29 protein-coding genes are annotated in these 24,689 nt (G+C 57.5%); 23 read left to right on the top strand and 6 right to left on the bottom strand.

Going from position 1 to position 24,689, the window contains the following annotated elements; all coding sequences use genetic code 11:
• Positions 1 to 207: 207 nt before the first annotated feature.
• On the top strand, positions 208 to 2,175 hold the full coding sequence (locus tag ACWNZ1_RS04000; protein ID WP_456027382.1) for a DNA topoisomerase III: 1,968 nt from the start codon (positions 208 to 210) through the stop codon (positions 2,173 to 2,175).
• 46 nt (positions 2,176 to 2,221) lie between these two features.
• Here the strand turns inward: ACWNZ1_RS04000 and ACWNZ1_RS03995 are convergent, their stop codons facing one another.
• Positions 2,222 to 2,479, bottom strand: a complete 258-nt coding sequence (locus ACWNZ1_RS03995) for a hypothetical protein (protein WP_456027381.1) — start codon at positions 2,477 to 2,479, stop codon at positions 2,222 to 2,224.
• 209 nt (positions 2,480 to 2,688) lie between these two features.
• On the opposite strand from ACWNZ1_RS03995, the gene ACWNZ1_RS03990 reads away from it, so the two are divergent.
• The 12 genes from ACWNZ1_RS03990 to ACWNZ1_RS03935 all read left to right on the top strand — a co-directional run bounded on the left by ACWNZ1_RS03990 (position 2,689) and on the right by ACWNZ1_RS03935 (position 12,225).
• Positions 2,689 to 3,030 carry a helix-turn-helix domain-containing protein gene (locus tag ACWNZ1_RS03990; protein WP_434562894.1) on the top strand — a complete coding sequence of 114 codons (342 nt, stop codon included), beginning with the start codon at positions 2,689 to 2,691 and terminating at the stop codon, positions 3,028 to 3,030.
• 867 nt (positions 3,031 to 3,897) lie between these two features.
• A complete protein-coding gene (locus tag ACWNZ1_RS03985) occupies positions 3,898 to 4,479 on the top strand; it encodes an STY4534 family ICE replication protein (protein ID WP_456027380.1) in 582 nt (193 codons plus the stop codon).
• Between the two features lie 70 nt (positions 4,480 to 4,549).
• On the top strand, positions 4,550 to 4,807 hold the full coding sequence (locus tag ACWNZ1_RS03980; RefSeq protein ID WP_456027379.1) for a hypothetical protein: 258 nt from the start codon (positions 4,550 to 4,552) through the stop codon (positions 4,805 to 4,807).
• A gap of 100 nt (positions 4,808 to 4,907) precedes the next feature.
• Complete coding sequence (locus tag ACWNZ1_RS03975) at positions 4,908 to 5,402, top strand: JAB domain-containing protein (RefSeq protein ID WP_456027378.1); 495 nt, start codon at positions 4,908 to 4,910, stop codon at positions 5,400 to 5,402.
• A 52-nt stretch (positions 5,403 to 5,454) separates the two neighbouring features.
• On the top strand, positions 5,455 to 6,201 hold the full coding sequence (locus tag ACWNZ1_RS03970; RefSeq protein ID WP_456027377.1) for a DUF5983 family protein: 747 nt from the start codon (positions 5,455 to 5,457) through the stop codon (positions 6,199 to 6,201).
• A 106-nt stretch (positions 6,202 to 6,307) separates the two neighbouring features.
• Positions 6,308 to 6,850 carry a PFGI-1 class ICE element type IV pilus protein PilL2 gene (gene pilL2 / locus ACWNZ1_RS03965; RefSeq protein ID WP_456027376.1) on the top strand — a complete coding sequence of 181 codons (543 nt, stop codon included), beginning with the start codon at positions 6,308 to 6,310 and terminating at the stop codon, positions 6,848 to 6,850.
• Positions 6,847 to 7,518, top strand: a complete 672-nt coding sequence (locus ACWNZ1_RS03960; protein WP_456027375.1) for a chemotaxis protein — start codon at positions 6,847 to 6,849, stop codon at positions 7,516 to 7,518. The genes pilL2 and ACWNZ1_RS03960 overlap by 4 nt, the downstream gene beginning before the upstream one ends.
• A gap of 9 nt (positions 7,519 to 7,527) precedes the next feature.
• The gene (locus ACWNZ1_RS03955) at positions 7,528 to 8,247 is read left to right on the top strand and encodes a TIGR03759 family integrating conjugative element protein (protein WP_456027374.1); all 720 of its coding nucleotides are present in this window, start codon (positions 7,528 to 7,530) and stop codon (positions 8,245 to 8,247) included.
• Positions 8,229 to 8,777: a lytic transglycosylase gene (locus ACWNZ1_RS03950; RefSeq protein ID WP_456027373.1), complete on the top strand. Its 549-nt coding sequence runs from the start codon at positions 8,229 to 8,231 to the stop codon at positions 8,775 to 8,777. The genes ACWNZ1_RS03955 and ACWNZ1_RS03950 overlap by 19 nt, the downstream gene beginning before the upstream one ends.
• Entirely contained in the window at positions 8,774 to 9,289 is a 516-nt protein-coding gene (locus tag ACWNZ1_RS03945; RefSeq protein WP_456027372.1) for an integrating conjugative element protein, read from the top strand. The genes ACWNZ1_RS03950 and ACWNZ1_RS03945 overlap by 4 nt, the downstream gene beginning before the upstream one ends.
• A gap of 9 nt (positions 9,290 to 9,298) precedes the next feature.
• Complete coding sequence (gene traD / locus ACWNZ1_RS03940; protein ID WP_456027371.1) at positions 9,299 to 11,404, top strand: type IV conjugative transfer system coupling protein TraD; 2,106 nt, start codon at positions 9,299 to 9,301, stop codon at positions 11,402 to 11,404.
• Between the two features lie 89 nt (positions 11,405 to 11,493).
• A complete protein-coding gene (locus tag ACWNZ1_RS03935; RefSeq protein ID WP_025214479.1) occupies positions 11,494 to 12,225 on the top strand; it encodes a TIGR03747 family integrating conjugative element membrane protein in 732 nt (243 codons plus the stop codon).
• A gap of 74 nt (positions 12,226 to 12,299) precedes the next feature.
• Here ACWNZ1_RS03935 and ACWNZ1_RS03930 read toward each other — a convergent pair whose 3' ends face one another.
• Positions 12,300 to 13,382, bottom strand: coding sequence for a DUF3800 domain-containing protein (locus ACWNZ1_RS03930; protein ID WP_456027447.1), 1,083 nt, complete (start codon positions 13,380 to 13,382; stop codon positions 12,300 to 12,302).
• A 50-nt stretch (positions 13,383 to 13,432) separates the two neighbouring features.
• Positions 13,433 to 15,184: a hypothetical protein gene (locus ACWNZ1_RS03925; RefSeq protein ID WP_456027370.1), complete on the bottom strand. Its 1,752-nt coding sequence runs from the start codon at positions 15,182 to 15,184 to the stop codon at positions 13,433 to 13,435.
• A gap of 136 nt (positions 15,185 to 15,320) precedes the next feature.
• Here ACWNZ1_RS03925 and ACWNZ1_RS03920 point away from each other — a divergent pair, with 136 nt between their 5' ends.
• The 9 genes from ACWNZ1_RS03920 to ACWNZ1_RS03880 are packed head-to-tail and all read left to right on the top strand — an operon-like array spanning position 15,321 to position 22,779.
• Positions 15,321 to 15,653, top strand: a complete 333-nt coding sequence (locus ACWNZ1_RS03920; RefSeq protein ID WP_175384902.1) for an integrative conjugative element protein, RAQPRD family — start codon at positions 15,321 to 15,323, stop codon at positions 15,651 to 15,653.
• The gene (locus ACWNZ1_RS03915; RefSeq protein ID WP_175384903.1) at positions 15,650 to 15,889 is read left to right on the top strand and encodes a TIGR03758 family integrating conjugative element protein; all 240 of its coding nucleotides are present in this window, start codon (positions 15,650 to 15,652) and stop codon (positions 15,887 to 15,889) included. The genes ACWNZ1_RS03920 and ACWNZ1_RS03915 overlap by 4 nt, the downstream gene beginning before the upstream one ends.
• Before the next feature lie 17 nt (positions 15,890 to 15,906).
• Positions 15,907 to 16,278, top strand: coding sequence for a TIGR03745 family integrating conjugative element membrane protein (locus ACWNZ1_RS03910; protein ID WP_456027369.1), 372 nt, complete (start codon positions 15,907 to 15,909; stop codon positions 16,276 to 16,278).
• 7 nt (positions 16,279 to 16,285) lie between these two features.
• Entirely contained in the window at positions 16,286 to 16,699 is a 414-nt protein-coding gene (locus ACWNZ1_RS03905) for a TIGR03750 family conjugal transfer protein (protein ID WP_456027368.1), read from the top strand.
• Positions 16,696 to 17,337 carry a PFL_4703 family integrating conjugative element protein gene (locus tag ACWNZ1_RS03900; protein WP_123487419.1) on the top strand — a complete coding sequence of 214 codons (642 nt, stop codon included), beginning with the start codon at positions 16,696 to 16,698 and terminating at the stop codon, positions 17,335 to 17,337. Before ACWNZ1_RS03905 ends, ACWNZ1_RS03900 begins: the two co-directional genes overlap by 4 nt.
• Positions 17,334 to 18,146, top strand: coding sequence for a TIGR03749 family integrating conjugative element protein (locus ACWNZ1_RS03895; protein ID WP_456027367.1), 813 nt, complete (start codon positions 17,334 to 17,336; stop codon positions 18,144 to 18,146). The genes ACWNZ1_RS03900 and ACWNZ1_RS03895 overlap by 4 nt, the downstream gene beginning before the upstream one ends.
• Positions 18,136 to 19,653, top strand: a complete 1,518-nt coding sequence (locus ACWNZ1_RS03890; RefSeq protein WP_456027366.1) for a TIGR03752 family integrating conjugative element protein — start codon at positions 18,136 to 18,138, stop codon at positions 19,651 to 19,653. Before ACWNZ1_RS03895 ends, ACWNZ1_RS03890 begins: the two co-directional genes overlap by 11 nt.
• Complete coding sequence (locus tag ACWNZ1_RS03885; protein WP_175361368.1) at positions 19,616 to 20,032, top strand: TIGR03751 family conjugal transfer lipoprotein; 417 nt, start codon at positions 19,616 to 19,618, stop codon at positions 20,030 to 20,032. The genes ACWNZ1_RS03890 and ACWNZ1_RS03885 overlap by 38 nt, the downstream gene beginning before the upstream one ends.
• Complete coding sequence (locus tag ACWNZ1_RS03880) at positions 20,032 to 22,779, top strand: conjugative transfer ATPase (protein ID WP_456027365.1); 2,748 nt, start codon at positions 20,032 to 20,034, stop codon at positions 22,777 to 22,779. Before ACWNZ1_RS03885 ends, ACWNZ1_RS03880 begins: the two co-directional genes overlap by 1 nt.
• 24 nt (positions 22,780 to 22,803) lie before the next feature.
• On the opposite strand, the gene ACWNZ1_RS03875 is transcribed toward ACWNZ1_RS03880, so the two are convergent.
• The 3 genes from ACWNZ1_RS03875 to ACWNZ1_RS03865 all read right to left on the bottom strand — a co-directional run bounded on the left by ACWNZ1_RS03875 (position 22,804) and on the right by ACWNZ1_RS03865 (position 24,238).
• Positions 22,804 to 23,550, bottom strand: a complete 747-nt coding sequence (locus tag ACWNZ1_RS03875; RefSeq protein WP_456027364.1) for a zeta toxin family protein — start codon at positions 23,548 to 23,550, stop codon at positions 22,804 to 22,806.
• Positions 23,547 to 23,795: a hypothetical protein gene (locus ACWNZ1_RS03870; RefSeq protein WP_175361365.1), complete on the bottom strand. Its 249-nt coding sequence runs from the start codon at positions 23,793 to 23,795 to the stop codon at positions 23,547 to 23,549. The genes ACWNZ1_RS03875 and ACWNZ1_RS03870 overlap by 4 nt, the downstream gene beginning before the upstream one ends.
• A 185-nt stretch (positions 23,796 to 23,980) precedes the next feature.
• Positions 23,981 to 24,238, bottom strand: coding sequence for a LasR-specific antiactivator QslA (locus ACWNZ1_RS03865; RefSeq protein WP_083236521.1), 258 nt, complete (start codon positions 24,236 to 24,238; stop codon positions 23,981 to 23,983).
• Between the two features lie 158 nt (positions 24,239 to 24,396).
• Here ACWNZ1_RS03865 and ACWNZ1_RS03860 point away from each other — a divergent pair, with 158 nt between their 5' ends.
• The gene (locus ACWNZ1_RS03860; protein WP_027912527.1) at positions 24,397 to 24,651 is read left to right on the top strand and encodes a helix-turn-helix domain-containing protein; all 255 of its coding nucleotides are present in this window, start codon (positions 24,397 to 24,399) and stop codon (positions 24,649 to 24,651) included.
• Positions 24,652 to 24,689: the final 38 nt, after the last annotated feature.

Here is a 24,689-nt window from a genome sequence, read left to right as displayed (position 1 = left end):
AAAATTGCGCCTTTGCACGAAGTCCCCGGCCTGTCATTACTCGCTGCTCGTGAAGCACTGTGGTCCACGTGACTACAAGGTACTAGCCTCGCCCCCAATCAAGATTGCCCTCACCGACTAATATGAGGAACCTGCCATACAGGTTTCTCATAGCTTGCCACTGCTGTTTCCAACAACGCTGCTCCGAACTCAACCCGGAGCAGTTCTATGCGTCTCTTTCTCTGCGAGAAACCCTCCCAAGGTCGTGACATCGCCAAGGTTCTCGGAGCCAGCCGACGTGGCGATGGTTGCTTGATCGGACGCGAGACAACCGTCACCTGGTGTATCGGTCACCTACTGGAAACGGCCCCACCTGAAGCCTATGGCGATCAGTACAAAACCTGGTCGTTGGATCATCTACCGATCATCCCCGCGCAGTGGAGGGTTGAGGTCAAACCCAAGACTGTCGCGCAGTTCAAAATCATCAAACAGCTGCTCAGCGAAGCTACCACCGTCGTCATCGCCACCGACGCCGATCGCGAAGGTGAAATGATTGCCCGCGAGTTACTAGAGCTCTGCAACTATCGTGGTTCTGTTGAGCGCCTCTGGTTATCCGCACTCAACGAGGCGTCGATTCGCAAAGCACTGTCCTCGCTGAAGTCTAGTCAGGAGACCTTCCCGCTCTATCACTCAGCCCTCGCCCGCAGCCGCGCCGATTGGCTGATTGGTATGAACCTCAGTCGTTTGTTTACCCTCCTAGGACGGCGGGCGGGCTATGACGGCGTGCTGTCGGTTGGACGCGTCCAAACGCCCACTTTGCGCTTGGTGGTTGAACGAGACCGCGCGATTGCCAGCTTCGTTTCTGTGCCGTATTGGGTGGTGGATGTGCACCTGTCTTCAATGGGGCAACCCTTTATCGCGTCGTGGATACCGCCCAGCTCAGGACGTGACGAAGCCGGTCGCTGCCTGCAGCAGGCGTTTGCCAGTCAGACCGTCCAAGCGATTTTTAGCAGCAAGACCGCCACCGTAGTCTCGCTGCAGACTGAGCATTTCCGCAAAGCGCCGCCCCTGCCCTTCGACCTGAGCACACTGCAAGAAGTCTGTTCACGCAAGCTGGGACTCGGCGCTCAGGAAACCCTGAACATCGCCCAAGCCTTATATGAAACTCACAAAGCCACCAGCTATCCGCGCAGCGATTGCCGCTATTTGCCAGAGAGCATGTTCAACGAGGTCGCCGCGGTATTCGCTGCCCTGCTCAAAATGGATGCCGCGTTACGCCCAGCGCTCGGAAGCGTCGATCGATCATTGCGCTCACGAGCATGGAACGATGCCAAGATCACCGCGCACCACGCCATTATCCCCACCACCGAGCCGGCAAACCTTGGGCGAATGTCTGAACAAGAACGCCAAGTCTACGAACTGATTCGTAGCCACTACCTCGCGCAATTTCTGCCGCATCACGAGTTTGATCGAACCGAGGTCGAACTGGAGTGCGGCGCCGAGCGTTTGACTGCTGTTGGCAAACGGATCCTCGTCCAAGGCTGGAAAGGCTTGCTCTCCGACAGCGCCGAAGACGATGAACCCAGTCAAAAGTCCCAGGTGTTGCCCGCTCTACAACAGGGTGTGAAGTGCGCAGTGGACAACGTCGAACTCAAATCCATGCGCACCGCTGCGCCCAAACCGCTCACCGAGGGCGATCTTATTACGGCAATGAAAAATGTGGCCAAGCTGGTCAACGATCCACGCCTGAAACAGAAACTTCGGGACACCACCGGTATCGGCACCGAAGCCACACGTGCCGGTATCATTAAGGGGTTGATTGATCGCGGTTACTTGCTGAAGAAAAAACGTGCCTTAATGGCCTCCGCAGCGGCCCATACGCTGATCGAAGCGGTACCCGCTGCAGTCGCGGATCCGGGTATGACCGCGATCTGGGAGCAAGCTCTGGATGAAATCGAAGCGGGACGGCTGACCTTGGATGCATTCGTCGCCAAGCAGGCGAACTGGATTACGCAGTTGGTCGAGCACTCCGGAGCGCTCACCTTGTCGGTACCGGTCGAAGCCGGACCGCACTGCCCCATTTGCAACGCCTCGATGCTTAGGCGGAAGGGAAAATCAGGACCGTTTTGGTCATGCTCCCACTACCCGAACTGCAAAGGCACTGTGCCGATCAGCAAAGGTCCGCGTCGGCCATGACGCACCGTTGGTGATCACATGAATCTTTGGGGGGCTGATGTACGGGTCAGTGCATCAACAACGGCAGTTGATCCTTCTCCAAGTCGCTTAGCGGTTGTCCGATTTCACGGGCCAACGCGATGCCTGTCGCGATCCATATCTGCCCCAGTTCGTTGAACGCTTTCAGGTGAGCAGGATCTTCGTTGAGCCAATGAACAAGGCTGTCGAGGTGTGCGGGGTTATCAGGGCAATCATGGATCTTAATGAACAGCTCCAGTGTTCGATCCCAGATCAAGTCCATGTCGTTCTCGTGCTGCTCATCCATGCTCAACCTTTCCTCCATTTGGTCCTATCAGACCGCTCAGTCTCACTGGTCACTACGGGCTCTGATTCCTGAAGGAACACATGTCACGTCGCGACAAACAGGTATTTCAGTCAATATAACAACCCTATAAGTTGATACTCAACCGTTAAGGATGTTCATGTCAACGGGTCTTTGCTCAACCATTCGGGTTGAATTGGAGAACTCATCACTTGGCACATAAACATCCAACCCAAGCCCAAATCGGACGCATGATCGCGAAGCACCGCACCCAGCGTAATCTGACCCAGGAAGAGGTGGCTGAACGACTGGGGATCGGCAGCGAAGCCATTTCGCGCCTTGAGCGGGGTGTGGTGGAGCTTTCCGTGGTCAAGCTGATGCAACTGGCAGACATCTTCGACTGCCGGATGGATGAACTGCTGACGGAGTCGAGCACTCGCCCCAACGACCAGGGCCAGATGATCGCGGGCCTGCTGAGCGGCCTTCAAGAACGCGACCGTGCCTTTATCCTGACGACCGTCGAACGGCTGGCCGCTCATCTCAGTAGCAAATAACCTCTCAGCACACTGGCTTGACGTCGTCACACCCGCTCTGCTGTAGTGCCTCAGGATCATCGCTACGGCGACCCAAGACCGATTCGCTCCGGGTAGCTCGGTCGGACTCCCTGAGTTCGGAGCCTTCTCTTCTGCGGAATTTCATTCCCGCTTTGTGCTCGACCTGATCGTGGTGGCGGATGACCGCTGTTGCCTTTGCCAGGCATTAGCGGTCATCCGCTACCGCGATCGCATTCAGTCCCGGAGCCCGCCGGGGAAATACTGGGCACCCTTTGTGCGCGGATGCGTGCCAGCGTATTCCGACCCAGGCCACGATAAGGGTCGGTTGGCGAATCATGGCCCAGTTAAATCAAGTTTTGCGAGGAGCTTGTCGACTGCGTCAGACCGCCTAAGGTGGCTTATCTATTCCTCGCCTGGCCCCTAGCCAGGCCCATTCTTCACTTTCTTCAGTCCAGTAATTTCCACTGTATTCCGGCCATAAAAAAACGGCTTGGGGTATCTTGACGCGCCCCTATGACAGGCTTATACAAAAGGTGTGGTTCGCTGTCGTTGACAGCCCAGCCCAGGTAGCTTGAACCTTCAAGGCTACGCCACGCTCGTGGTGGTTTACCCAAGTGCGATCAGCATTCGGAGGCTCGCACGATTACCGCGTCAGCGGTGATGAATGCCTACTACCCTAGATCCGCAGACCTGCTGCCGATTTCTCCTCTGCTGCACCGCTATTTTCCAGACGCATCGTTCTGATCGTCATCGGCTTACCGGTGACAAGTCGTTCATCGTTCGCCTTCACCTCACTCACCCTGACGGGGCTCACATCCCCGTTAGGGGCTGTGCGTCGCCGTTTTCCCTTGAAATAGGAGAACCACCATGGCCCACGCCAACCAATCCCAAGAAGCGACCACTTACTTCAATCTGCACACTGTCGGTATCGGCTACCTCAACCGTGTTCGTGAAGTACAAGTCCGCCGCGGTCAGCCGTTCATGGCCTGCGATATCGCGGCTCTGCACGGTGCCACTGATGCGGTCGAGTACACCCGCTTCGACTGCAAAGTCGCTGGTGGCGAAGCTGAACGCTTGATTCGTCTCTATATGGACGCCGTCAGAGCCGAGAAAAAGGTCTTGCTGTCGTTCCGTATCGGCGATCTGTGGATTGACCCATTTCTCTATGAGAAAGGCGATAAACAAGGCCAGCCGGGTGCCAGCCTGAAAGGTCGTCTGCTGTACATCGACTGGATCAAGGTCAACGGCACGTTCGAATACAAAGCGCCTGCCAGGCAGGAGGCAACAGCACCTGCTGAGCAAACGCCAAACAGTGAGCCATCCCCAACGTCGGCTGATGCCGAAGCTGAGGATACCGACAACCCAACAGAGAGCAGGATCAAACCTGAATCTGCACCCACTCCCCGCACGGCCCGCCGTGTTGCCACACGTACTGTTCGGTCCGCCTGAACAATCCACGATGGTGACATCAAGGCGCTCAATCGAGCGCCTTTTCTTCAATCAGCACAGGAGAACCCATATGGAATCCTTCTGGCTCTGCGACGATTGCCTGTTCGCTACGGCTTACGAGGACTACAGCATGTTATCGCTCTACTACACGACAGATGAGATCGCGAAACGTATCGCCGCCCTCCATCTTGGCCTGGTTCGGCTAATGCCCATCAGTGCCGACTTCGATCCCGAAACTGGCCAGGGTATAAGAACTGCCTCTCCATTGCCCTGCGACGGTTGTGATTCACACCTGCACGGACAACGCCACCGATTCACTCGGCTGTAAACAGCGCGTCATCGCGCAATGCCCGTCATTCTATATCCACCTCGGGGACACCACTCCCCTCGGGTGTGTACCCCCGGATTGTTCCCTTCGGAGGTACCCCATGAGCACCCAACTCACCCTGATTGAAACCTCGGATGTCGAGGCTGATCGTATCGCCCAGGAAAACCAGCTGATCGACGAAGCGCTGCACATTCTGGATCGTCGGCTGTTCACCCGCGGCCCCAACCTAACGTCACCTGACGCCGTGGCGTCATACCTGAAACTGCATATTGCACCCCAAGAGCATGAAGTTTTTGGTGTGATTTTTCTCGATGCCGGTCATCGCGTTCTGGCATTCGAGATCCTCTTTCACGGGAGTATCGATGGCGCCAGCGTTTACCCCCGCCAAGTCGTTAAGCGTTCCTTGGCGCATAACGCAGCAGCCGCCATTTTTGTTCATAACCATCCCTCGGGATGTACGGAACCCAGCCAGGCAGATCGCGTCTTGACCGCACGGTTGAAGGAGGCCTTGGCGTTGATCGAGGTTCACGTACTGGATCACTTCATCGTGGGTGAAGGTCGCCCACTTTCTCTTGCCGAATACGGTTGGCTTTAACCCTTACAGGCGCCTTCGGGCGCCTTGTTCATTTTCATCCTGGAGAATACTCATGAACTCCACTACCCAAACCCCAGACATGCTGGGGGCCTCAAACCCATTCGTCCGCGGCTATGACAAGCTATCTATCGAACGGCTGCTACTGATCACCTACGCAAACGACTGCCCTCCCTGCTTTCGCTCCATACACGACTCACAAGCTCATCTACCCGACGATGCGCTGGAACTTTTCCTCTGCCTTTTCAACGATGATTTCGCCTTGATCAGCGAAGGCCAATTCATTCCGGATGAGCTGGATGAATGCTGTCCGTCCACCGGGCTGGTGCGGCAAGTGATCTATGCCGTGACGGGCGAGATGCTCAACGAGCGACATCACGTCGGTGACCTGTACTCCCTGGAAGAAGCCCAAGCCACGATCCATCGTTTGAGCTTCGACACAGGACACTACAGTCGAGCCTGGGAGATCAGTACCGCACACCTCACTGACGAAGCGCTGCGCCACCTGGAAAGCTGGGTTGGCAATTTCGACTCCAAGCCAACCGGACTACTGTTTGAACCCTTTGCCCTGCCAGACTGCAATGGCGTCGGATGTAAGCTAATCGGCACGCCCTGGACCGACGATAACTTGGTGCAGATCGAGGGCAATCCTTACTCGTCGCTGAGGCAAGAACAGCTCGACGCCGGAACGCCGGAAGCCTTGGTCAACGTACTGTATCTAGCGGCATTGGCGGATGTGAGGTTGTTGATCTTCGACCCCGACGCCGCCGTCTTGGATGGGCTCGCGATTTTTGATGAATAGCAACGAGTTCAGCGTTAACACGATCCACCTTGAATCAACTTCCTCACTGAATCGCTCCTTCACCTCATGTCAGGTTCTGCACTGAATCTGACATGAGGTTTTTTCCATGGAGCGTTTTTTCACGCCTGTCTGCCTGCTGGGCTTGTTGAGCGCCTGCACCGCGCCAATCCCAACCCCATTGCCGACTCATCCAGAGATTGACGGTGGCTCCAATCGGCCTCAGTTATCGAGGAGCCCAGCCGACGAAAACCATCCGTCAGAGCTCCGCTATGGCCGCTATACGCTGGTCAGCACCGAGCCCACCACGGAACAACGTGATCTTCTCGCTCAAATCGTTGACGTGAGCATTCCGTCCAACCTGAATCCTTCGGTACAGGAAGCAATGCACTACGTGCTGCAGCGCTCGGGTTATTCGCTCTGCCCTGCCGAGGAACCAGTGAAAATACTGTTTACCCGGGCTCTGCCCGCCGCCCATTACCGACTCGGCCCGATCTCATTACGCAACGCGCTACAAGTGCTGGCAGGCCCCGCATGGCAACTCACGACCGATGAGGTCAGCCGTTCGGTCTGCTTCGAACGGGAGAAAAATGACGCTGGCACCGTGCAGATCACACCAACCTCGTCCCATCAGTCGGAGGCACGCCCATGAAAGCCTCGACGTTTCAAACCCTCATTGTCGGCTCACTTTGCCTGGCGGTCTCCGGGCTGAGTGGTGGTTTGTATAACCAGTATCAACGCGTGACCGAGCTGGAAAATGCGAACACCCAACACCTACAGGCCCTGGACACCCTGCAACGTGATTCAAGCACTCTCATGGATGCACAGGAAAAGCTGCAGTACGCACTGAAAGACCTGAAGCAGATGGTCGATACCGGTGAGCAACAGGCCAATACCCTCGATCCGATGCTGGATCAATGGGCGCAAGAGATACAGGAGCTACGCGACGGTCTGGCAGACCGCGCCACCGAAGCCGACATGATCGCGCTACGCGCACGACTTGAGCACGTCGAGCAGCAACTCCTGGACATCAAGGCCCAGCCACCACTCCCACCACCAACGCCCTCCTCGGTCAAGCCGAATAAAGCCGCTCGCGCCAAACCTACCCCGCTCTCACCGCCATTCTCCGTGTTGGGTGTCGAATCTCGCGGTGGCGAGCGCTTTCTGGCCGTCGCTCCTCCTGATAGCCGTTCGCTCAAGGATATCCAGTTGCTGCACAGCGGCGAGCAGCTAGGCACATGGCACCTGAAGGTGCTGGAGCCGAACACGGCCATCTTCGCGGTGACCACTCGGCCAGACCAGACCGTGCAACTCCCTTGAGAAACGATCATGAACCGAGCGCTACTGTCCCCCGTCGTCTGTCTCGTTTCACTGCTTAGCACGGCCGCTGCGATGGCTAACCCTGTCACGACACCATCACGGGTCCAGGACACACAGTCCACTCCGCTGGGGCGCTCGCACCCTGAACAGGCGACAAGCTGGGGTCTCACGAAGCAGGAGTGGACACGCTTCGAACAGATCCAAGCCAGCCCACGTGGTTTCTGGAGCCCGAATATCGATCCGCTGACTGCGCTCGGCGTCGAGGCAGAGACCGACCAAGAACGCCAGCGCTATGCCGAATTGCAGGTGGCGTTGGAAGCCAAACGCGCCGAGCGCGAGTTGGCTTACCAAAACGCTTACACCGCGGCTTGGGCCAAGCTGTTTCCTGGGCTGTTGCCGATTCAGGGTATGGCATCCCCGCCCACCGCTAGCTCACCGGTAGAGCCGCGCCGAGCTTTGTTTGTCGAGGACCATTGCCTAGCGTGCACCGCCGAAGCGCAGCGTCTGCAAAGCAGCGACATGGCTTTCGATATCTATCTGGTGGGCAGCCAGGGCAAGGATGAACGTGTCCGTAGCTGGGCTCGTCAAGCAGACATCGATCCGGCCAAGGTTCAACGCCGGCAGATCACCCTGAACCATGACCGTGGTCGCTGGTTCAGCCTGGGTGCCCCAGGACCATTACCCGCCAATCTCCAGCAGGTGAATGGACAATGGCAACGCCTCGACTGAGCAGTATTGCACTCATGCTGACGGTGCTCGCCGTCCAGGCTGACGAACTTCCGCCTCCGGCCTACCAACTGGCGGCGCATGACGCCGACATCCCTTCTACGGTGCTGTTCGCGATTGTCCTGCAGGAGAGTGGTATCCGCGTCCGGGGTCGACTGCTGCCCTGGCCGTGGACCCTGAACATCGCAGGAATACCTTACCGATTCACCACCCGAGCGGCCGCCTGTCACGCCTTGCTTCAAGCACTCGCCCGGCATAACGCCAAGCGAGTTGATGTCGGTCTTGGACAAACCAACCTGGGTTACCACGGACAACGTTTCTCCAGCCCTTGCGAAGCCCTCGATCCCTACCGAAATCTCGCCGTGACTGCCGCGCTGTTGCAGGAGCATCACGCAGCTACCGGTGATTGGGTGTCAGCTGCCGGCCGATATCACCGCCCGGCAGGAGGAACGCCGGCCGCGCGTTACCGCGCCGGCTTTTCCCGACAACTCGCACGATTGCAGGTTTCCTTCAAACAGGGCACACCACAATGAAGCGAATACCCCCTATCTGCTATTTCATCCCGCTCTTGGCTCCTTTCGCCCAGCCGGAACTGACCGTAGCCGGGGATCAGCCTAGCGACTTCACCCGCCTCCATTTTCAGGTCGCCAGGCCGCCAATAAACAACGAGATCCAGCCTAATCGGGCCATGCATGCGGACCTGTCCACTTTTGCCGATGAAGCCTGGATACTACCCGTCCGCAGCTCTCACTTGAGCCCCGGCCAAATCAAGTCTCGCGCCCTGAACATGCCCGGCTTACGGCCATTTTTCCTGGTAGGTGAGGATCCCCAGTCACTGGCTTGGTTGCATCAACGCGCGACTGAACTGCAGGAAATGGGCGCGGCCGGTCTAGCGGTTGAAGTAACCGATACCGGAGCTTTGGCCCGAATTCGAGCAGCCGCTCCGGACATCACCATCCTGCCGGTCAACGGCAACGACATCGCCACCCGCCTGCAGATTGAGCACTACCCCGTCCTGATCACCGCCACCTCATTGGAACAGTGAGTATAGGTCATGGCCGAGCATGCAATGGAGTCCAAACTCCGGCCAGCAGTGGAACTGTACACCGTAGCGATCTGCATCGCCGCCGGGGTGTTGTGCGTGTACTCGCCCTGGGCTGTGGCCCTCTCACCCGAGATCGGCCTGGCTGCGGCGCTGGCCTATACCCTGTTCGGCCTTATCCGTCTGCGACAAGCCTGGGAGGTGCTGCGCTATCGGCGCAATATCCGGCGGCTGCCCCGCTACGAACTGACCAGCAAGCAGATTCCGGTCAGCCGTAAGCGTCTGTTCATGGGCCGCGGCTTTCGCTGGACCCGCCTGCACACCCAGCGCTTGGTCGAGGCCCAGGATCCGGCGGTCGCCCACTATGTCGACCAACCGACCAGCTATCGCCTGGCCCGTGAACTCGAACGACGCCTGGAACATGCACCGTTTCCGCTCTCGACATTGGCCCGAGTCACGGCTTGGGACAGTGCCTTCAATCCGTTGCGCCCTCTGCCCCCGGTAGGTGGCTCACCGCTGTTGCATGGGGTCGAGCCAGACGAAATGGAAGTCGGTCTGCCGCTGGGCGAACGGGTCGGACACACACTGGTGCTGGGTACCACTCGTGTCGGCAAAACACGACTCGCCGAGGTGTACATCACCCAGGACATTCACCGCGTCGACCATGAGGTGGTCATCGTCTTTGATCCAAAGGGCGACGCCGACCTGCTCAGGCGCATGTACGTCGAAGCCAAACACACCGGTCGGGAAAAGGAATTCTATGTTTTCCATCTGGGCTGGCCGGAGATCTCCGCTCGTTACAACGCCGTGGGGCGTTTCGGACGTATTTCCGAGGTGGCATCACGCATCGCCGGGCAGCTCAGTGGAGAAGGCAACTCGGCGGCCTTCCGGGAGTTCGCCTGGCGCTTCGTCAACATCATCGCCCGCGCACTGATCGAGCTGGGCCGACGTCCGGACTACCTGCAGATTCAGCGACATGTGGTCAACATCGATGCACTGTTCATCGAGTACGCCCAGCAGTTTTTCGCCAAGACCGATCCGAAAGCCTGGCAAGTGATCGTCCAACTGGAGGGCAAGCTCAACGAGAAAAACATTCCCCGGCACATGGTGGGACGCGAAAAGCGGGTGGTGGCCATCGAGCAATACCTGGCGGCGAAACGGGTGTTTGATCCGGTAATGGACGGATTGCGTTCGGCGGTGCGTTATGACCGCACCTACTTCGACAAAATTGTTGCCTCTCTTCTACCGCTGCTGGAGAAACTTACCACCGGTAAGACCGCTCAGTTACTAGCCCCCAACTACACCGATCTGGATGATCCACGGCCGATCTTCGACTGGATGCAAGTCATCCGAAAACGCGGCATCGTTTATGTCGGCCTCGATGCACTGACCGATGCCGAGGTGGCTGCCGCCGTGGGCAACTCCATGTTCGCCGACTTGGTCTCGGTCGCGGGCCACATCTACAAACATGGCATTGATCACGGCCTGCCCGCATCGGGCAGCAACAGTGAGAAGCTGCCGATCAACCTGCACGCCGATGAGTTCAACGAGTTGATGGGCGATGAGTTCATTCCGCTGATCAACAAGGGTGGCGGTGCCGGCATTCAGGTGACGGCCTACACCCAGACCCTCAGCGACATCGAAGCGCGAATCGGTAACCGGGCCAAGGCCGGCCAGGTGATCGGCAATTTCAACACCCTGCAGATGCTACGCGTGCGTGAAACCGCTACCGCGGAGTTACTCACCAAGCAGTTGCCTATGGTGAATGTACTTACGAAAACGCTGGTGTCCGGTGCCACCGACACCTCCGATCCCGACGCCAACACAGACTTCACTTCGTCTTCGCAGGATCGCGTCAGCAGCACCAGCGTGCCGTTGATCGAGCCCGCTCACATCGTCAGCTTGCCCAAGGGGCAAATGTTCTCCTTCCAGGCCGGTGGGCAGCTCTGGAAAGTCCGCATGCCTTTGCCTAAGCCCTCCAACGATGATGCCATGCCTAAGGACCTGCAGGAGCTTACCCAGCGGATGCGGGCCACCTATAACGAACAGGCGGGCCAATGGTGGAGCGCGAGCGGTGGCGGCCCAACAACCAACTTCGATCTGGATCAGGTGGGGTAGCCCGCCCCGCTACAGGTTTTGATTCAGCAATTACGTATTCGGCAGGCGCCGTGGCGGCATCGACTCAACGGTGCGCAATGGAGTAAACGATGGCGACTTCCTTACAGAACACGCCGCCACAACCGATCCAGCGCCCGGGACTAATCGTATTGGCGATTGGATTGGTTTTACGCATCATCAGTTTGCTGATCGCCTCGTTGCTGTTTTCGATCCTCATTGAGTTCGCCGGTTTGCTGCTGTTCTGGGGCGATCAGGGTTGGCGACACAGCCAGGTCATGCTGAATAGTGAACTGGGGTGGCTCAGCGAGCACTTCAAAGCTTCACTCATCCTCCAACAACCCGGGCGAAGGATTGTTCAAGTACTGGATTTTCTCAATCAATGGTTGCTGGTCAAGACTGGCTTTGCGGATTTTGCCCAGCAGGCACGAGTGGCGAGTCAGGGCAACGGTTTCTGGAGCAGGGTTAACCAGCTCTACGTGAGTATCGAGGACTTTGTACTAGCGGCGGTGTATGTCACCTTCACTTTCGTGGTGCGCCTGACCATTCTGGTTCTAGCCATACCCTTATTTCTGCTGGCCGTGGCCACTGGTTTTGTCGATGGATTGATGCGTCGTGACCTGCGCAAATTTGGCGCGGGGCGAGAAAGCAGCTTTGTCTATCATCGCGCTAAGCGAGCAGTGATACCCCTGCTGATCGTGCCCTGGATCATTTACCTGTCCCTGCCCTTTTCGCTCAATCCGATGGCCGTTTTTTTGCCTTGCGCGGTGTTGCTCGGAGTAACGACAGCTATCACCGCAGCGACGTTCAAAAAATATATTTAAGTGCAACACAAGTGCTGATTTTTTATTTCAGTCGATACGATGACACGCGTGCTTGACGGCCGCAGCCCTCCTAGCTAAGCGTACCGCACATCTTGCGAGGCCACGACCTGATTGACCCCGTAACCGGTTCGAGCATCGGATGTGCTGATCAAGCGCTCGACGGCCTTTGCCAGATCAGGATTTACCGTTGCACTCTGGCTATCCCTGAAGTAGCGCATCACCGCCCCCGCCACGACATCCGCTATCTGCAGGCCAATGCCTTCGTGCGACTGCGCAAACGTGAAAGTAGCCATCTCTTCGAAAATAAAGTCCGAGTGTGGAGTGTATGGAACCTGGCTTTGGTCCTTCTGGGCTTCCACAGTCGCTTTCCCCAGATGCAGGATATCCTCGAGTTCCAACTGCTGATCGTGAACGATGTGGACACCTTGCAGATGCCGTCTGAAGTAGAGATTCAGGCGCGCGTAGATGTTGGCAAACGAGGTCAGATTGGGAAGCATCCAAACACGCTTGCTGCGCTTGTTGTGATCAGGTGGCGGAAGGAACTGGAGAAATGCGTCAGGATCCTGCTCCTTAAGTTCCAGATACTCGTTACGGGCATCTTCCACCATCATGACTACGCCTCGGGCAATATCTTTCTTCCCTGGGATGTCCAGAAGGCGCACGCCCAGATCCTGAAGCAATGAAAGAGACTGCAGCAGGTGCGCCTCAGAAGGCTCTAGGCAGGCTTGGACAAATGCGTCGAGCACCTGATCCGGAGCTTCAGCATTCAGAAAGTCCGCAACAGTATTCCTAAGGAAGGTCATGGGTGCGCCTTCGGGGAACCCCATGCAAGATGGTAGCAACTGAAAACTCGTGATGTGCACGCAGATGAAATAGCGTTTATCCACAAGCTCGACAAACAGAGGCGCACCGATAGACTCCAGGTAGTCTATAACCTCCAAAACAAATTTGGGCTTGGCCATCAGAGACTTGGACTTAAGCTCACCAGGTGAAATCCTGTGCAATGCACGCAGCTCTTCGATTCGAGTGACAACTGCCGACTCGTCACTCACCCCCACCGCAGCCAGTACGAAGTACGGTTGCCCTTTGAAGTCGAAGCCGTCACCGCTGTTGACTATGTCACCGCTATGACCACTCTCGTCGAGGTAGAACGTCATGCTCAAGGTTGGTCTCCCCACATTGTAAAATGTCTCCAGGCCCTGCCACATCATGCGCGTGCCAGGATACGGCCCAGGGGACTATTGATTGCCGTGAAGGCGTCGATGACGCCATCTAGGACAAAGTCGAGCGCACGACCATAACCTTGATGCAATGTAGCCGTGTCGAAGTCTTGATCCTGCAACCTCTCGATCTTGCTCACGGCGTCATGGGCATCGGCAATGCGAAGATCGTAGGTGACGAACAGCATTGCAATGTCGCTGTTTTTCGCATTCCAGCCTTCTGGTTCATCCTTGCTTTTTAGTGCGTCCGATGCCTCGCAGTTTTCGTCGAACCTGGTCAGGATGTTCAGTAAGCACTGCAGAAGCTTTAGCTTCCCCAAAGTGGCGATCAACTTTCTCGGGACACCCATAGCTTCCAGAAGCTGTTTGAGGAAACCGTCGGGCAGCTTCTGCCAAATTTCATGGATGGATTTGCATCGAGCGAGAAAGGCCTGCTGGGTCATGTCCAAGGGCGCGAACTGAGCGAGTTTTGCAACCTGCGGATAATGTAGCCAGCCATCGGCTACAACTTCTTCCCGTGAGAACCCGAGCAGTTCAACAGCCGGTTTTTCGATGCCCAGCGCGGTCCCAAGCCGAGAAAGGTTTTCGCCCAAGGACAGCATTTGCGTGAGGAACCGATCAACTTTGGAAACGATGTGTTCTTCAGTCAGGTCGCACTGTTTCACGATCGCAGGATCCAGGGCGTGGACATGAGCATGCAATGTTTCCCGCTCCGGGACGCCTTTGTACAGATCCCGTAAATCCATCTCGATTAGGTTTCGCCCGATTCGCCGGCACCCAGTGAAAGACCACTGCCCAAGATAAGATGGACTGCAATACCAGCCACCATGCGCGTCTACAGGTGTGCTTCCGTACAAGCTGTTTTGTTCATAGCGTTCGAGAAATCTGTCGTCGAGATAGACCGTCGTATCATTTCTCATGATGTCATTGGCACTAGCGTGCGTAACCTTTCCAGCAACACCTGGCCAAGTCAGCCCATCAGCTGTCTGCTGAGGGCAGAGGTTGCAGGAAACTGCCACTACTGTCGCCCATACCTGGAGCAGTAAGCCGTTCTCTGTTTCCCGAAGATCGCCATCAAGCCAGCTCCCCGGCTCGCCAAGAGAATGAAAACGTTTCCCGTTCATCAGCTTGCGCAGTTGCGGGCTGTCTGCGAGCGTCGCCTGATAGAAGAAATGGCGAACGCCGCGTCCCCCCCTCAACCACAGATACTTGCGCAGATACTCGTTTGACATGAACCAATTAACATCCCGGGACGGCTTGAAGTGGTATTGCAGCGAAACCTCACCTTCAGCGACTCCGAACTCTGGAAGGCTCAAATCGTCGTAAACCAAACGCTGATGCTCATTGCCAATGCATCGTGGCGTTAAACCCAACGCCATCCATACCTTCTCGGCCAAGGTGTATGTGAAGAACAAGCTGCTGCCCCAGGAGGCAACGATGTAGTCATACCCGCTCACATTCGGTGTGAAGTCTTTCACGCTCCCTTTCTCACTTGGAGTCGGAACCCCGTGCGCCACCACACCCTGACTATGTAGAACGGGTATCGCGTTGCCGTCATCGGGAACTACAGCCATCAACATATGAACCGTCTCGCGGTTCGACTCTGAGCGTTCGGTTTCCGTGAAACTACTCACCTCGACTCTCTGCAACGGATCAGTTCCCACTGGTTCTAGCAGTGAGCGCAACCGCTGCGGTAGCAGGTCGGTCGGAATAGGAAATCTTCCCACGTAATCAAACATCAGTCCTTCTCCTTGAGTGTCGCAAACAGCCTATCAGTCCACTCCCCGAAAAAGCGACTGATCACACCTCAAGTTTCTTAATGAACAATTCGACCTCTGACTTGATTCTTCTCCCAGATCAACATGGGCCAGCATCATGCCAACTACCGTCTTTCGCTGTTTACTACTCTCGCTGGCTATCGTCGATGGCAGCAGCTACGCCGCATCTGCTCATGAGCAGGATCAGCTCAGCCTCGTCCAGCAGCAACTCAACATTATCGAACGCCTTGCGACACGTACTGAGACAGCCAACGGGTCTGAACCCGACGAGCGCTATCGCTTCGACTATCCCCGCCTGATTCGGGACATCCAACGCATCCGTCATGGTGTGCAGGGCTACCTTTCCCCCTCTCGCGCTCAACCCCGCGATCCCACTGAACTGATCGGCGATTACCGCGTTGACACTCCGCCTGCGGAGCCTTTGCCATGAGCATGACTGACGCGCAGAGCTCAGCGTTCCAAAACGCCTCCGGCGTCTCGGCACAGAGCAGTTCGACACTGTGGCTGTCACTGGTTCTCGTCCTGGCTTTGCTTTGGTGTGCATGGGTGATCTGGACGGCTTACCGGGGATGGGCGGCCGGCAGTGTGCGCTTCGGCGCGTTTGGCGGCAGTACTGCCCGTGTCCTGCTCACCTTGCTGGTTTTGATGTTTTTTACCCTGTCCTAATCCAGGAGATCACCGCCATGCTCAAATGTTTTGCCCCTCTGAAAAACAACCTGCGTGATCGTGCCAGCCGGCGCTTGATCGGTCTGCTGCTAGTGCTCGGTCCAGGCCTGGCTTTTGCTGAACTACCGACCATGGAAGCTCCTTCCCGCGGCGAAGGAACCGGCCTGATCGAGACGATCAAAAACTATGCCTACGACGGCGGCATCCTGCTCGGCCTTCTGATCGCCCTGCTCGCCTTCTTAGGGGTGGCCTGGCATTCGTTGACCGTGTATGCCGACGTGCAAAACCAGCGCAAGACCTGGAAAGATCTCGGCGCGGTGGTCGGTATCGGCGCCCTGCTAGTGGTGATCATCATCTGGTTCCTGACCAAGGCTGCTGCAATTCTGTGAGGGTGGCATGAACGACACTATCGAACGCCTTGCCGACGGCACCTTGGTTTTTCTGCCCGAGCGACTCAATCGCAACCCTGCCGTACTGCGCGGTTTGACCAATGATGAGATGTGGGTAGCGCTGGGTACCGGCGCAGTCATCGGCCTGCTGCTGGGCGTTCCTCTGGCGACCGCCACCGCTTCCATTGCCGTAGCGCCGACCGGCATGATCGCAGGCATGGCCGTGGTGTTATTGGCCGGTGGCACGCTTTTGCGTCGAGCCAAACGGGCCCGTCCCGAGACCTGGTTGTACCGCAAGCTCGAATGGATACTGGCTAGCCGTTGGCGCTTGTGTCGCGGCAATCTGATTCTCCACTCCGGTGTCTGGACGGTCCGCCGTTCACGTCGGCTGCATCCTGCCCTGTCCCGGTGGCAGCCATGAGCCGCTTTCGGAACAAGGTGGATGCCCAACAGGCCCATATCTTGAGCCTGCGCCTGGCGGTAATGATCCTTGCCCTGGTCTGTGCCGGACTCTGGTACGGCTGGCGCTCGGCACCGACCGATCTGACCGTGCATGTACCACCGGATCTGCGCTCGGGCAGCACGCGCAAGTGGTGGGATATCCCTTCAGAGAATGTGTATGCCTTCGCCCTGTACATCTTTGGCCAACTCAACCGCTGGCCTTCGGATGGCGAACAGGACTACCGCCGCGCTATCTACAGCTTGCAGTCCTACCTGACACCCGCCTGCAAGGCCTTCCTCGACGGCGACTATGAGTACCGCAAGGCCGCCGGCGAGCTGCGCCAGCGGGTGCGCGGTGTCTACGAAATTCTGGGCCGAGGCTATAGCGAGGATCCGGAACTCAGGGTCAAGCAACTCGACCGCGACAGCTGGCTGGTCACCCTCGATCTCAACGCCGATGAGTATTACGCCGCGGAACCGGTGAAACGGGTGGTGGTGCGTTATCCATTACGTGTGGTGCGTTTCGACCTGGACCCCGAGCGCAATAAGTGGGGGCTGGCACTGGACTGTTATCAAGGCACGCCGCAAAAAATCGCTCTGCCTGGAGGTGAGCCATGACGCGGATTTCTACCCTGGGGCTCACCATCACACTGATGCTATGGGGAGTTGCAGCACAGGCCGTTGAGTTGATGCGCTGGGAACGCCTCCCTCTTGCGGTCCCGCTGGTGATCAATCAGGAGCGGGTGATCTTTGTCGATGAGGATGTTCGAGTCGGCCTGCCCTCAACTCTGACAGGCAAACTGCGTGTGCAATCAACCGGTGGCACGCTGTACCTGCGCGCGTCCGAAGCCATTGCACCTACGCGATTACAACTGCAATCGGTCGCGACGGGCGAGATCATCCTCTTGGACATCGCAGCCACGCCTGGCGATCAACCGCTGGAGCCCGTGCGTATTCTCAAGAATGCTTCGGTGCAGGCTACTGAGGCTGAATCTAAAAGCGTCCCTCTTCCAGAACGTACGCCAATCCCAGTCGCTTTGACGCGCTACGCTGCGCAAAGCCTGTACGCGCCGCTACGCACCGTGGAGTCCCTACCCGGCGTACGCCGCGTCCCGCTCAAGCTGCGCAGCGAACTGCCAACCTTGCTGCCGACCGAAAACGTGTCCAGCACACCCATCGCCGCCTGGCGATTCGGTGATTACTGGGTGACGGCGGTGAAGTTGCGCAATCGTGGTTCAGAGAGGGTGCAACTCGATCCACGTCGACTTCAGGCCAAGCTGTTCGCCACGGCTTTCCAGCATGCTTTCCTCGGGCAGGTCGGCAGTGCAGAAGACACCACGATCGCCTACCTCGTCACTCGCGGTGCCGGCCTCGAACACGCCGTGCTGCTTCCGCCCATTGCGCCAGGTGCTGACGATGAAAGCTAACGCCTTGCTAAAATGGCTGGTACCGGCTGTGCTGTTAGGCGTGGTGTTCATCATCCTGAAAACTTGGGTCGCGGGTGGTACCTTGCCTTCGTCAGAAAGTCCGGCTGCTCAGGACAACCTCCAGTTATCCGCCGAGCAGGCCAAGTCGCTCGGCATTGCGGGTGATACCCCACGCGACACGGTTGCCACCTTGGTCGGCCAGGTGAAGGCCATGCGCAGCGACATGCTCGGCCTGAAAAAACACAACGATTCGCTGCAGACGGAGAACAACCGCCTTCGTGAGCGTGAAAATAGTGTCGATTCGCGCATCCAGACCGCGCTTGGCAGCGTAACCCAACAGGTCGACGAAGGCCGCCGACAAGCCAACGAGGCCCGACTCAAAGCGGAACAAGACAGTCGTCAGGCTCGTGGTCTGCTGACGCAATTGCAGGAACAGCTGTCGGGGCTGACCGGCAAAGGCAAGGATATGCCGATCGGACTGGGGCTTGAGCCGGGCGACGGTGCTCAGTTCGATGGGCGGCACTCTGCCAATGATGAGATGCAGTGGATTGAACCCTCGGATGCTCCCCCCACCGACGCCCGAGGCAAAACCAAGACCCCGTCCGCACTGAGTCTGCCTACTGCCTTCAACTCATTGGAGGGTTTGAAGGACAATGCCATCGACCGTAGCCAGAAGCAGTTACGCGAAGTCACCCAGGGGGAGCGTGACCTGAGGCGATCCACTGATCGCACCGAGGGCGCGAAGCCGGTCTACACCATTCCCGAAAACGCCACGCTGATGGGCTCGGTCGCCATGACCGCGCTGATCGGCCGAGTCCCGGTGGATGGCACCGTGAATGATCCCTATCCCTTCAAGGTGCTGGTCGGCCCCGAGAACCTAGCGGCCAACGGCATTGACCTGCCGGACGTCGCGGGGGCCGTGATGAGCGGCACGGCGTCCGGTGACTGGACTTTGTCTTGTGTGCGGGGACAGATCGAGTCAATCACCTTTGTGTTTACCGATGGCACCATCCGCACGGTGCCTCAGCCGAAGGCGGTAGCCAGCCGCACTGCCTCCACCACCCAGAGCTCGAACACCGACAAGATCCGTGGCGGCCTCGGTTACCTGTCCGATCCGTATGGCATTCCTTGCATTGCCGGCGAGCGCCGCTCGAACGCTCAGCAATACCTCGGCAGCCAGAGCTTGATCACGGCGGCCGGCGCCGGTGTCGCTGCCTTGCTCGGGGATGAGCAGAACAACAGCAGCGTGATCAGTTCGGGCGGCAGTACGCTCGGGGTCACTAGCAGCAGTGGCAATAGCGCGCTGAATTCAATTCTCAGTGGTGGGGTCAGCGACATCCGTGAGTGGATCAACAAGCTCTATGGCGAAGCCTTTGCTGCCGTATACGTGCCACCGGCCGCCCAAGTTGCGCTGCACCTCGACCATGAAATCACTATCGACTATGAGCCAAAGGGCCGGAGCGTTCGCCATGAAAAAGACTACGTTTCTCTGCCTGACCTGGATTAGCGTGTTTTCCTTGGTCCTGACAGGGTGTTCTACTGACAAGGAGACGCTGCTGCCCCATGGCGAGCAAACCATGCTGGACATCTGGAACGGCGCCGGGTCGCAAGGCACTCAGCAGCAACTGCTGGATGCTCGGCAGCAGTTACGCCGCCCTCTGGCCCAGGCAGATTTCTCCGCGTCTTTCCAGGAACCGTATACGCGCACCGCAGCGAACGAGATCCACAATCTGTTCCCTCGCCTGCCCAATCCCGATCTGGTGCTGTACGTATATCCGCATTTGAGTGGCACCGAGCAGGCACCGGTCCCGGGGTACTCAACCGTCTTTCCGTTCTACCAGCGGGTGCAGTACGCATTGCCGGGTGAACGTCAGGAAGACTTGTAGTGCGTACCGGCGATGCGGGCAGCCGCACTTCTGCGTGGAAAGCCTGGCGCCACCCATTGCGCCCTCGTGCCACCTTGGCCGATGAAGCTGCACTGTATGCACACAACCCCAGCTTCACCGATCATCTGCCTTGGGTCGAATACCTCGACACCGAGCAGTGTTTTCTCCTGGATGACAATCGCTCGGTGGGGGCGGTGTTCGAGTTGCTGCCCATCGGCACTGAAGGGCGCGAACCCGATTGGCTTGTGACAGCCCGCGATGCCCTCGAAGACGCCCTGCAGGATAGCTTTGACGAACTGGACCAAGCGCCTTGGGTGGCGCAGTTTTTCTGCCAGGACGACAACGACTTCACTCCCTACCTGACCCGACTCAACGATTATATTCAGAACAGCGCGCGAGGCACGGTCTTCACCGAAGCGTATTTGGAACTCAGCCGTCGTCATCTGAAGGCCATCGCCAAGCCGGGAGGTCTGTTCGAGGACAAGGCTGTCACGCGCCTACCCTGGCGCGGCAATAATCGACGGGTGCGCCTGGTGATCTATCGCTGGCTTGAGGATGGCATTGAGGAGACGGGACTTACCCCGGTGCAATCCCTGCAACAGGCTTGCGAACGTATCGTGGCTTCGTTGCAGCCATGCGGGGTGCAATCGGTACTCGTTGATGGCCACGGTCTATATGCATGGCTATTGCCCTGGTTCAATCCGGCGCCCAGGCTCACGGATGAAGCGCCCGCGGATTTCTACCAATGCGTGGCCTATCCGGAGTCAGGTGATAGCGACTCGCTGGAGTTACCCTTCGATCACGACTTCGCCGAGCGGCTGTTTTTCAACGAACCGCGTTCGGATGTGCAACAGGGACTTTGGTACTTCGATGGGCAACCCCATCGGGTCATCGTGGTGGACAAGCTGCGACGCGCACCATCGATTGGCCAACTCACCGGAGAAACCCGCAAGGGCGATGCAGTCAATGCGCTGTTCGACCAGTTACCCGAAGGCACGGTGATGAGCCTGACCCTAGTGGTCAAGCCGCAGGACGTGCTCGAGGATCAGTTAAACCGGCTGGCGCGCAAAGCCATCGGAGAAAACCTCGCCTCGACCCAAGCCCGTCAGGATGTCGAAGAGGCTCGCGCGATCATCGGCCGCCAGCACAAGCTATACCGCGGCACCCTGGCGTTCTACGTGCGCGGTCACGATGAACAGCAACTGCACCAGCGCTCAATCAGCCTGGCTAACGCACTACTGGGTGCGGGTCTACAACCGGTACGCGAAGGCGATGAAGTCGCCGCCTGCAACAGTTACCTGCGTTGGTTACCAATGGCTTACAACCCGGCCCGCGACATGCGCAACTGGTACACGCGCCTGATGTTCGCCCAGCATCTGGCGAACCTCGTTCCAGTCTGGGGCCGCAGCACAGGTACCGGCCACCTGGGTATCACCCTATTCAATCGTGGCGGCTCACCGCTAAGCTTTGATCCGTTGTCACGCCTGGACCGGGCCATGAATGGTCATCTGCTGTTGTTCGGCCCCACCGGCGCCGGCAAGTCGGCCACCCTGGTCACCCTACTGATGCAGGTCATGGCGGTGTACCGCCCTCGCCTGTTTATCGTCGAGGCCGGCAACTCATTCGGCTTGCAGGGAGACTACTTCGCGACACAGGGCCTGTCGGTCAACAAGGTCCAATTGAAACCTGGCACCTCGATCAGTCTCGCCCCGTTCGCCGATGCTTGGCGCCTGGTCGAGCAACCGGATCAGGTGGCAAGTCTGTCGATCGATGAGCTGGACGATGAGGTGGTAACCAGTCGCGAAGACCAGCGCGATATTCTCGGCGAACTGGAAATCACCGCCCGCCTGATGATCACCGGCGGCGAGGCCAAGGAAGAAGCTCGCCTGAGCCGAGCCGACCGTAGCCTGATTCGCGAGTGCATCCTGGATGCGGCACAGACCTGTGTCGCTTCGGGTCGTCAGGTACTGACCCGCGACGTACGCAACGCCTTGCTGCGCGTCGCCGCCGACCCGAACTTACCGGAAAAACGGCGCGAGCGCGCCCAGGAAATGGGCGAGTCCATCGACCTGTTTTGCCAGGGTTTCGAAGGTGAACTGTTTGATCGCGAAGGCACGCCTTGGCCCGAGATCGATGTGACCATTGTCGACCTGGCCACTTATGCTCGCGAAGGCTATGAGGCTCAAATGTCCATCAGCTACATCAGCCTGATGAACACCGTGAACAACCTTGCTGAGCGAGACCAGTACCTGGGCCGACCGATCATCATGGTCACCGACGAGGGCCATATCATCACCAAGAACCCGCTGCTGGCGCCCTTCGTGGTCAAGGGCACGAAGATGTGGCGCAAGCTCGGAGCCTGGTTCTGGCTGGCGACGCAAAACCTTGCCGACTTCCCCACCGCCGCGCAGACCATGCTCAACATGATTGAATGGTGGATTTGCTTGAACATGCCGCCCGCGGAAATCGAAGAGATCGCACGATTCAAGAAACTCACGCCGGCACAGAAAGCCTTACTGCTCTCCGCCAGCAAGGAGCCGGGTAAGTACACCGAAGGAGTGGTGCTGTCGAAGAAGCTGGAAACGCTGTTTCGGGCCGTGCCGCCCAGTCTTTATCTCGCCCTGGCCATGACGGAACCCGAGGAAAAAGCCGAGCGCTGGACACTGATGCAGAGCACCGGCTGCTCGGAACTGGAGGCGGCTTACCGGGTAGCTGAACGGATCGATAGGATGCGAGGAATTAAGTGAAACGGAGCTGATCCTAGGTTTCGATCAACCCGGCAGCAAATCCTTGAACACCTTCTCCACGTAGGCTTGCATGAACCAGTCAGGGATCTCATCAGCCCTGAATTCAAGGTCAGTCCCGTCTGTTACTTCAGCGAGCAGCACCAGATCAGCGCCGGAGTTATCAAAGATATAAGCCCGGTTCGAGGCTGCGATGGCTGCTGGCAATAGGTTCAGGCAACGACCGTAGCGCTGCACAATTTTTTCCGTGGGGACTGGGTGCCCACCTGCCGCAACACGGTTCTTGACCCTGTTGATATTGATGTCAGGATCTTCAGTGGCGACAAAGTAGAGGTAGGTTCGATATCCCGACGCTTTTGCCTTAAGCATAAAAGCGACTTTGTCCTCGCTAGACATCACCGTTTCGAAGGTGAAAGACAACTGGGCTTCAAGGAGCTTGTGCCGCATGAAATCAGAGAGCACGGAAGCAAAATAGGAGTTCATCGCGACGGACTGGAAATTCAGGCCGTTATTGCTGAAGCCTATTTTGGCTGCCTCTTCAACGAGCTGGGTCGACCGAATCAGTCGGTGCACCTTGATAAAGCCGAGAATCTCGTCACCCTCGACTTCCAGTTGAAAATCGCTGAACTCCAGGCGTCCGCCCTCTTTGGCAGCCTTTTCGATTTCATCCGGGTTGATGTAGATCCCGATCAGGTGGGAAGGGACGGCACTTTTCATTGTGCTTTTACCGGAACCATTAGGGCCGGCAAACACCCTCAGCCGAGGGACGGTCATGAGCAGCGGTGCACCTTGATAATCCCGCCCAAGGTCACTTTATGCTTGGGCTTGGCCACTCGAATAACCTTGTGCTTACCGTCGGCAGTCGTCTCAACGAGCTTGCCGTCTATCACTTCCATCACGCTGCGTCCGGCCGCCAGCGCGTTGATATAGGCCGTATTGATCGCACCTTCAGCCATGGCTGGGATTTTACCCTCCAGTCGGCTCACCAGATCGTCACTCAACACTTGGTCGGCTTTCATATCGCGCTCCACGTTCTCAGAGCGTGCAGAATCTGCACTTATCAGAATCCTAGCTACGTAAATCTGTTTATCACAGACCAACGCCACTTCTGTCAGATCTCCATTCTAGAGGAATGGAGCCTGGAACCATACCTTCCAGTAAATTTTCCCGTGTAGGCCATATCGTCAGGGTTGGAGCCGCACGGCTACGGTGAAACGCCTTGAAGCCGTTGCTGAACTCTCAATAAAAATCCCGCTTCGAAAGCATCCTGAGATTCTCCTGCCGGACAAGTCTTCCGTGCCTGCGCCAGTTCCCACCACAGCGGTACGTCACCGGGTGTATTAAGCCAGGCCTGGGCGCATTGCACGCCACGTTCGATCATGGGCGCAAATTCGCTGCCCCACGGTGTCAAAAGGCTCGGACAGCCGTCCGCCGCCGGAATTGAAACGTAATTTTCGTCCATAGACACCTTAGCTTTCGATTATTTATTAATGCTCGGTCTGTTCTAAGCAGCATAGAAACAAAATTGACACTCGGCTTAAGCATCAAAAAAGCCCCAATTAGAGCCAATGTAGACTATATCCCGTGGATTGAGAGTCCCTCAAGGCGCAGTTTGCGCGCATGACTCAAGACTTCGAACAGCTCCGTCTGCAACTCGCGGAAAATATCCGCTCGATGCGACGCGTGAAGAACCTTACCCAGGAGCAATTGGCGCTCATGGCCGAGGTGGATCGTACCTACGTGAGTCAAATCGAACGAGGGGTAGGCAACCCGTCGTTATTGGTCCTCTGCAAACTCGCCAACATTTTCGAGATCAAAACGGATCAGTTGCTCATTGAGTCTGACGTGCTTGCTCGTACACTGAGCGCTGAATGACCCTCTGCTGATCTAGAAGATCGCTATAAACCGACAAT

The organism is Pseudomonas sp. CFBP 5748 (assembly GCF_053850495.1).
The sequence above is the reverse complement of the archived record's forward strand: the minus strand, read 5'-3'. Positions and strand labels throughout refer to the sequence as shown.

Bases quoted from the DNA above. Each gene is read 5' to 3' on its own strand.
- ACWNZ1_RS03935 (WP_025214479.1), top strand. From the start codon at position 11,494: ATGGCGACTTCCTTACAGAACACGCCGCCACAACCGATCCAGCGCCCG.
- ACWNZ1_RS03980 (WP_456027379.1), top strand. From the start codon at position 4,550: ATGGAATCCTTCTGGCTCTGCGACGATTGCCTGTTCGCTACGGCTTAC.
- ACWNZ1_RS04000 (WP_456027382.1), top strand. From the start codon at position 208: ATGCGTCTCTTTCTCTGCGAGAAACCCTCCCAAGGTCGTGACATCGCC.
- ACWNZ1_RS03865 (WP_083236521.1), bottom strand. From the start codon at position 24,238: ATGGACGAAAATTACGTTTCAATTCCGGCGGCGGACGGCTGTCCGAGC.
- ACWNZ1_RS03970 (WP_456027377.1), top strand. From the start codon at position 5,455: ATGAACTCCACTACCCAAACCCCAGACATGCTGGGGGCCTCAAACCCA.
- ACWNZ1_RS03910 (WP_456027369.1), top strand. From the start codon at position 15,907: ATGCTCAAATGTTTTGCCCCTCTGAAAAACAACCTGCGTGATCGTGCC.
- ACWNZ1_RS03870 (WP_175361365.1), bottom strand. From the start codon at position 23,795: ATGAAAGCCGACCAAGTGTTGAGTGACGATCTGGTGAGCCGACTGGAG.
- ACWNZ1_RS03955 (WP_456027374.1), top strand. From the start codon at position 7,528: ATGAACCGAGCGCTACTGTCCCCCGTCGTCTGTCTCGTTTCACTGCTT.
- ACWNZ1_RS03900 (WP_123487419.1), top strand. From the start codon at position 16,696: ATGAGCCGCTTTCGGAACAAGGTGGATGCCCAACAGGCCCATATCTTG.
- ACWNZ1_RS03875 (WP_456027364.1), bottom strand. From the start codon at position 23,550: ATGACCGTCCCTCGGCTGAGGGTGTTTGCCGGCCCTAATGGTTCCGGT.
- ACWNZ1_RS03945 (WP_456027372.1), top strand. From the start codon at position 8,774: ATGAAGCGAATACCCCCTATCTGCTATTTCATCCCGCTCTTGGCTCCT.
- ACWNZ1_RS03995 (WP_456027381.1), bottom strand. From the start codon at position 2,479: ATGGATGAGCAGCACGAGAACGACATGGACTTGATCTGGGATCGAACA.
- ACWNZ1_RS03960 (WP_456027375.1), top strand. From the start codon at position 6,847: ATGAAAGCCTCGACGTTTCAAACCCTCATTGTCGGCTCACTTTGCCTG.
- ACWNZ1_RS03890 (WP_456027366.1), top strand. From the start codon at position 18,136: ATGAAAGCTAACGCCTTGCTAAAATGGCTGGTACCGGCTGTGCTGTTA.
- pilL2 (WP_456027376.1), top strand. From the start codon at position 6,308: ATGGAGCGTTTTTTCACGCCTGTCTGCCTGCTGGGCTTGTTGAGCGCC.
- ACWNZ1_RS03975 (WP_456027378.1), top strand. From the start codon at position 4,908: ATGAGCACCCAACTCACCCTGATTGAAACCTCGGATGTCGAGGCTGAT.
- ACWNZ1_RS03860 (WP_027912527.1), top strand. From the start codon at position 24,397: ATGACTCAAGACTTCGAACAGCTCCGTCTGCAACTCGCGGAAAATATC.
- ACWNZ1_RS03930 (WP_456027447.1), bottom strand. From the start codon at position 13,382: ATGACGTTCTACCTCGACGAGAGTGGTCATAGCGGTGACATAGTCAAC.
- ACWNZ1_RS03885 (WP_175361368.1), top strand. From the start codon at position 19,616: ATGAAAAAGACTACGTTTCTCTGCCTGACCTGGATTAGCGTGTTTTCC.
- ACWNZ1_RS03920 (WP_175384902.1), top strand. From the start codon at position 15,321: ATGCCAACTACCGTCTTTCGCTGTTTACTACTCTCGCTGGCTATCGTC.
- ACWNZ1_RS03950 (WP_456027373.1), top strand. From the start codon at position 8,229: ATGGCAACGCCTCGACTGAGCAGTATTGCACTCATGCTGACGGTGCTC.
- traD (WP_456027371.1), top strand. From the start codon at position 9,299: ATGGCCGAGCATGCAATGGAGTCCAAACTCCGGCCAGCAGTGGAACTG.
- ACWNZ1_RS03925 (WP_456027370.1), bottom strand. From the start codon at position 15,184: ATGTTTGATTACGTGGGAAGATTTCCTATTCCGACCGACCTGCTACCG.
- ACWNZ1_RS03905 (WP_456027368.1), top strand. From the start codon at position 16,286: ATGAACGACACTATCGAACGCCTTGCCGACGGCACCTTGGTTTTTCTG.
- ACWNZ1_RS03895 (WP_456027367.1), top strand. From the start codon at position 17,334: ATGACGCGGATTTCTACCCTGGGGCTCACCATCACACTGATGCTATGG.
- ACWNZ1_RS03985 (WP_456027380.1), top strand. From the start codon at position 3,898: ATGGCCCACGCCAACCAATCCCAAGAAGCGACCACTTACTTCAATCTG.
- ACWNZ1_RS03915 (WP_175384903.1), top strand. From the start codon at position 15,650: ATGAGCATGACTGACGCGCAGAGCTCAGCGTTCCAAAACGCCTCCGGC.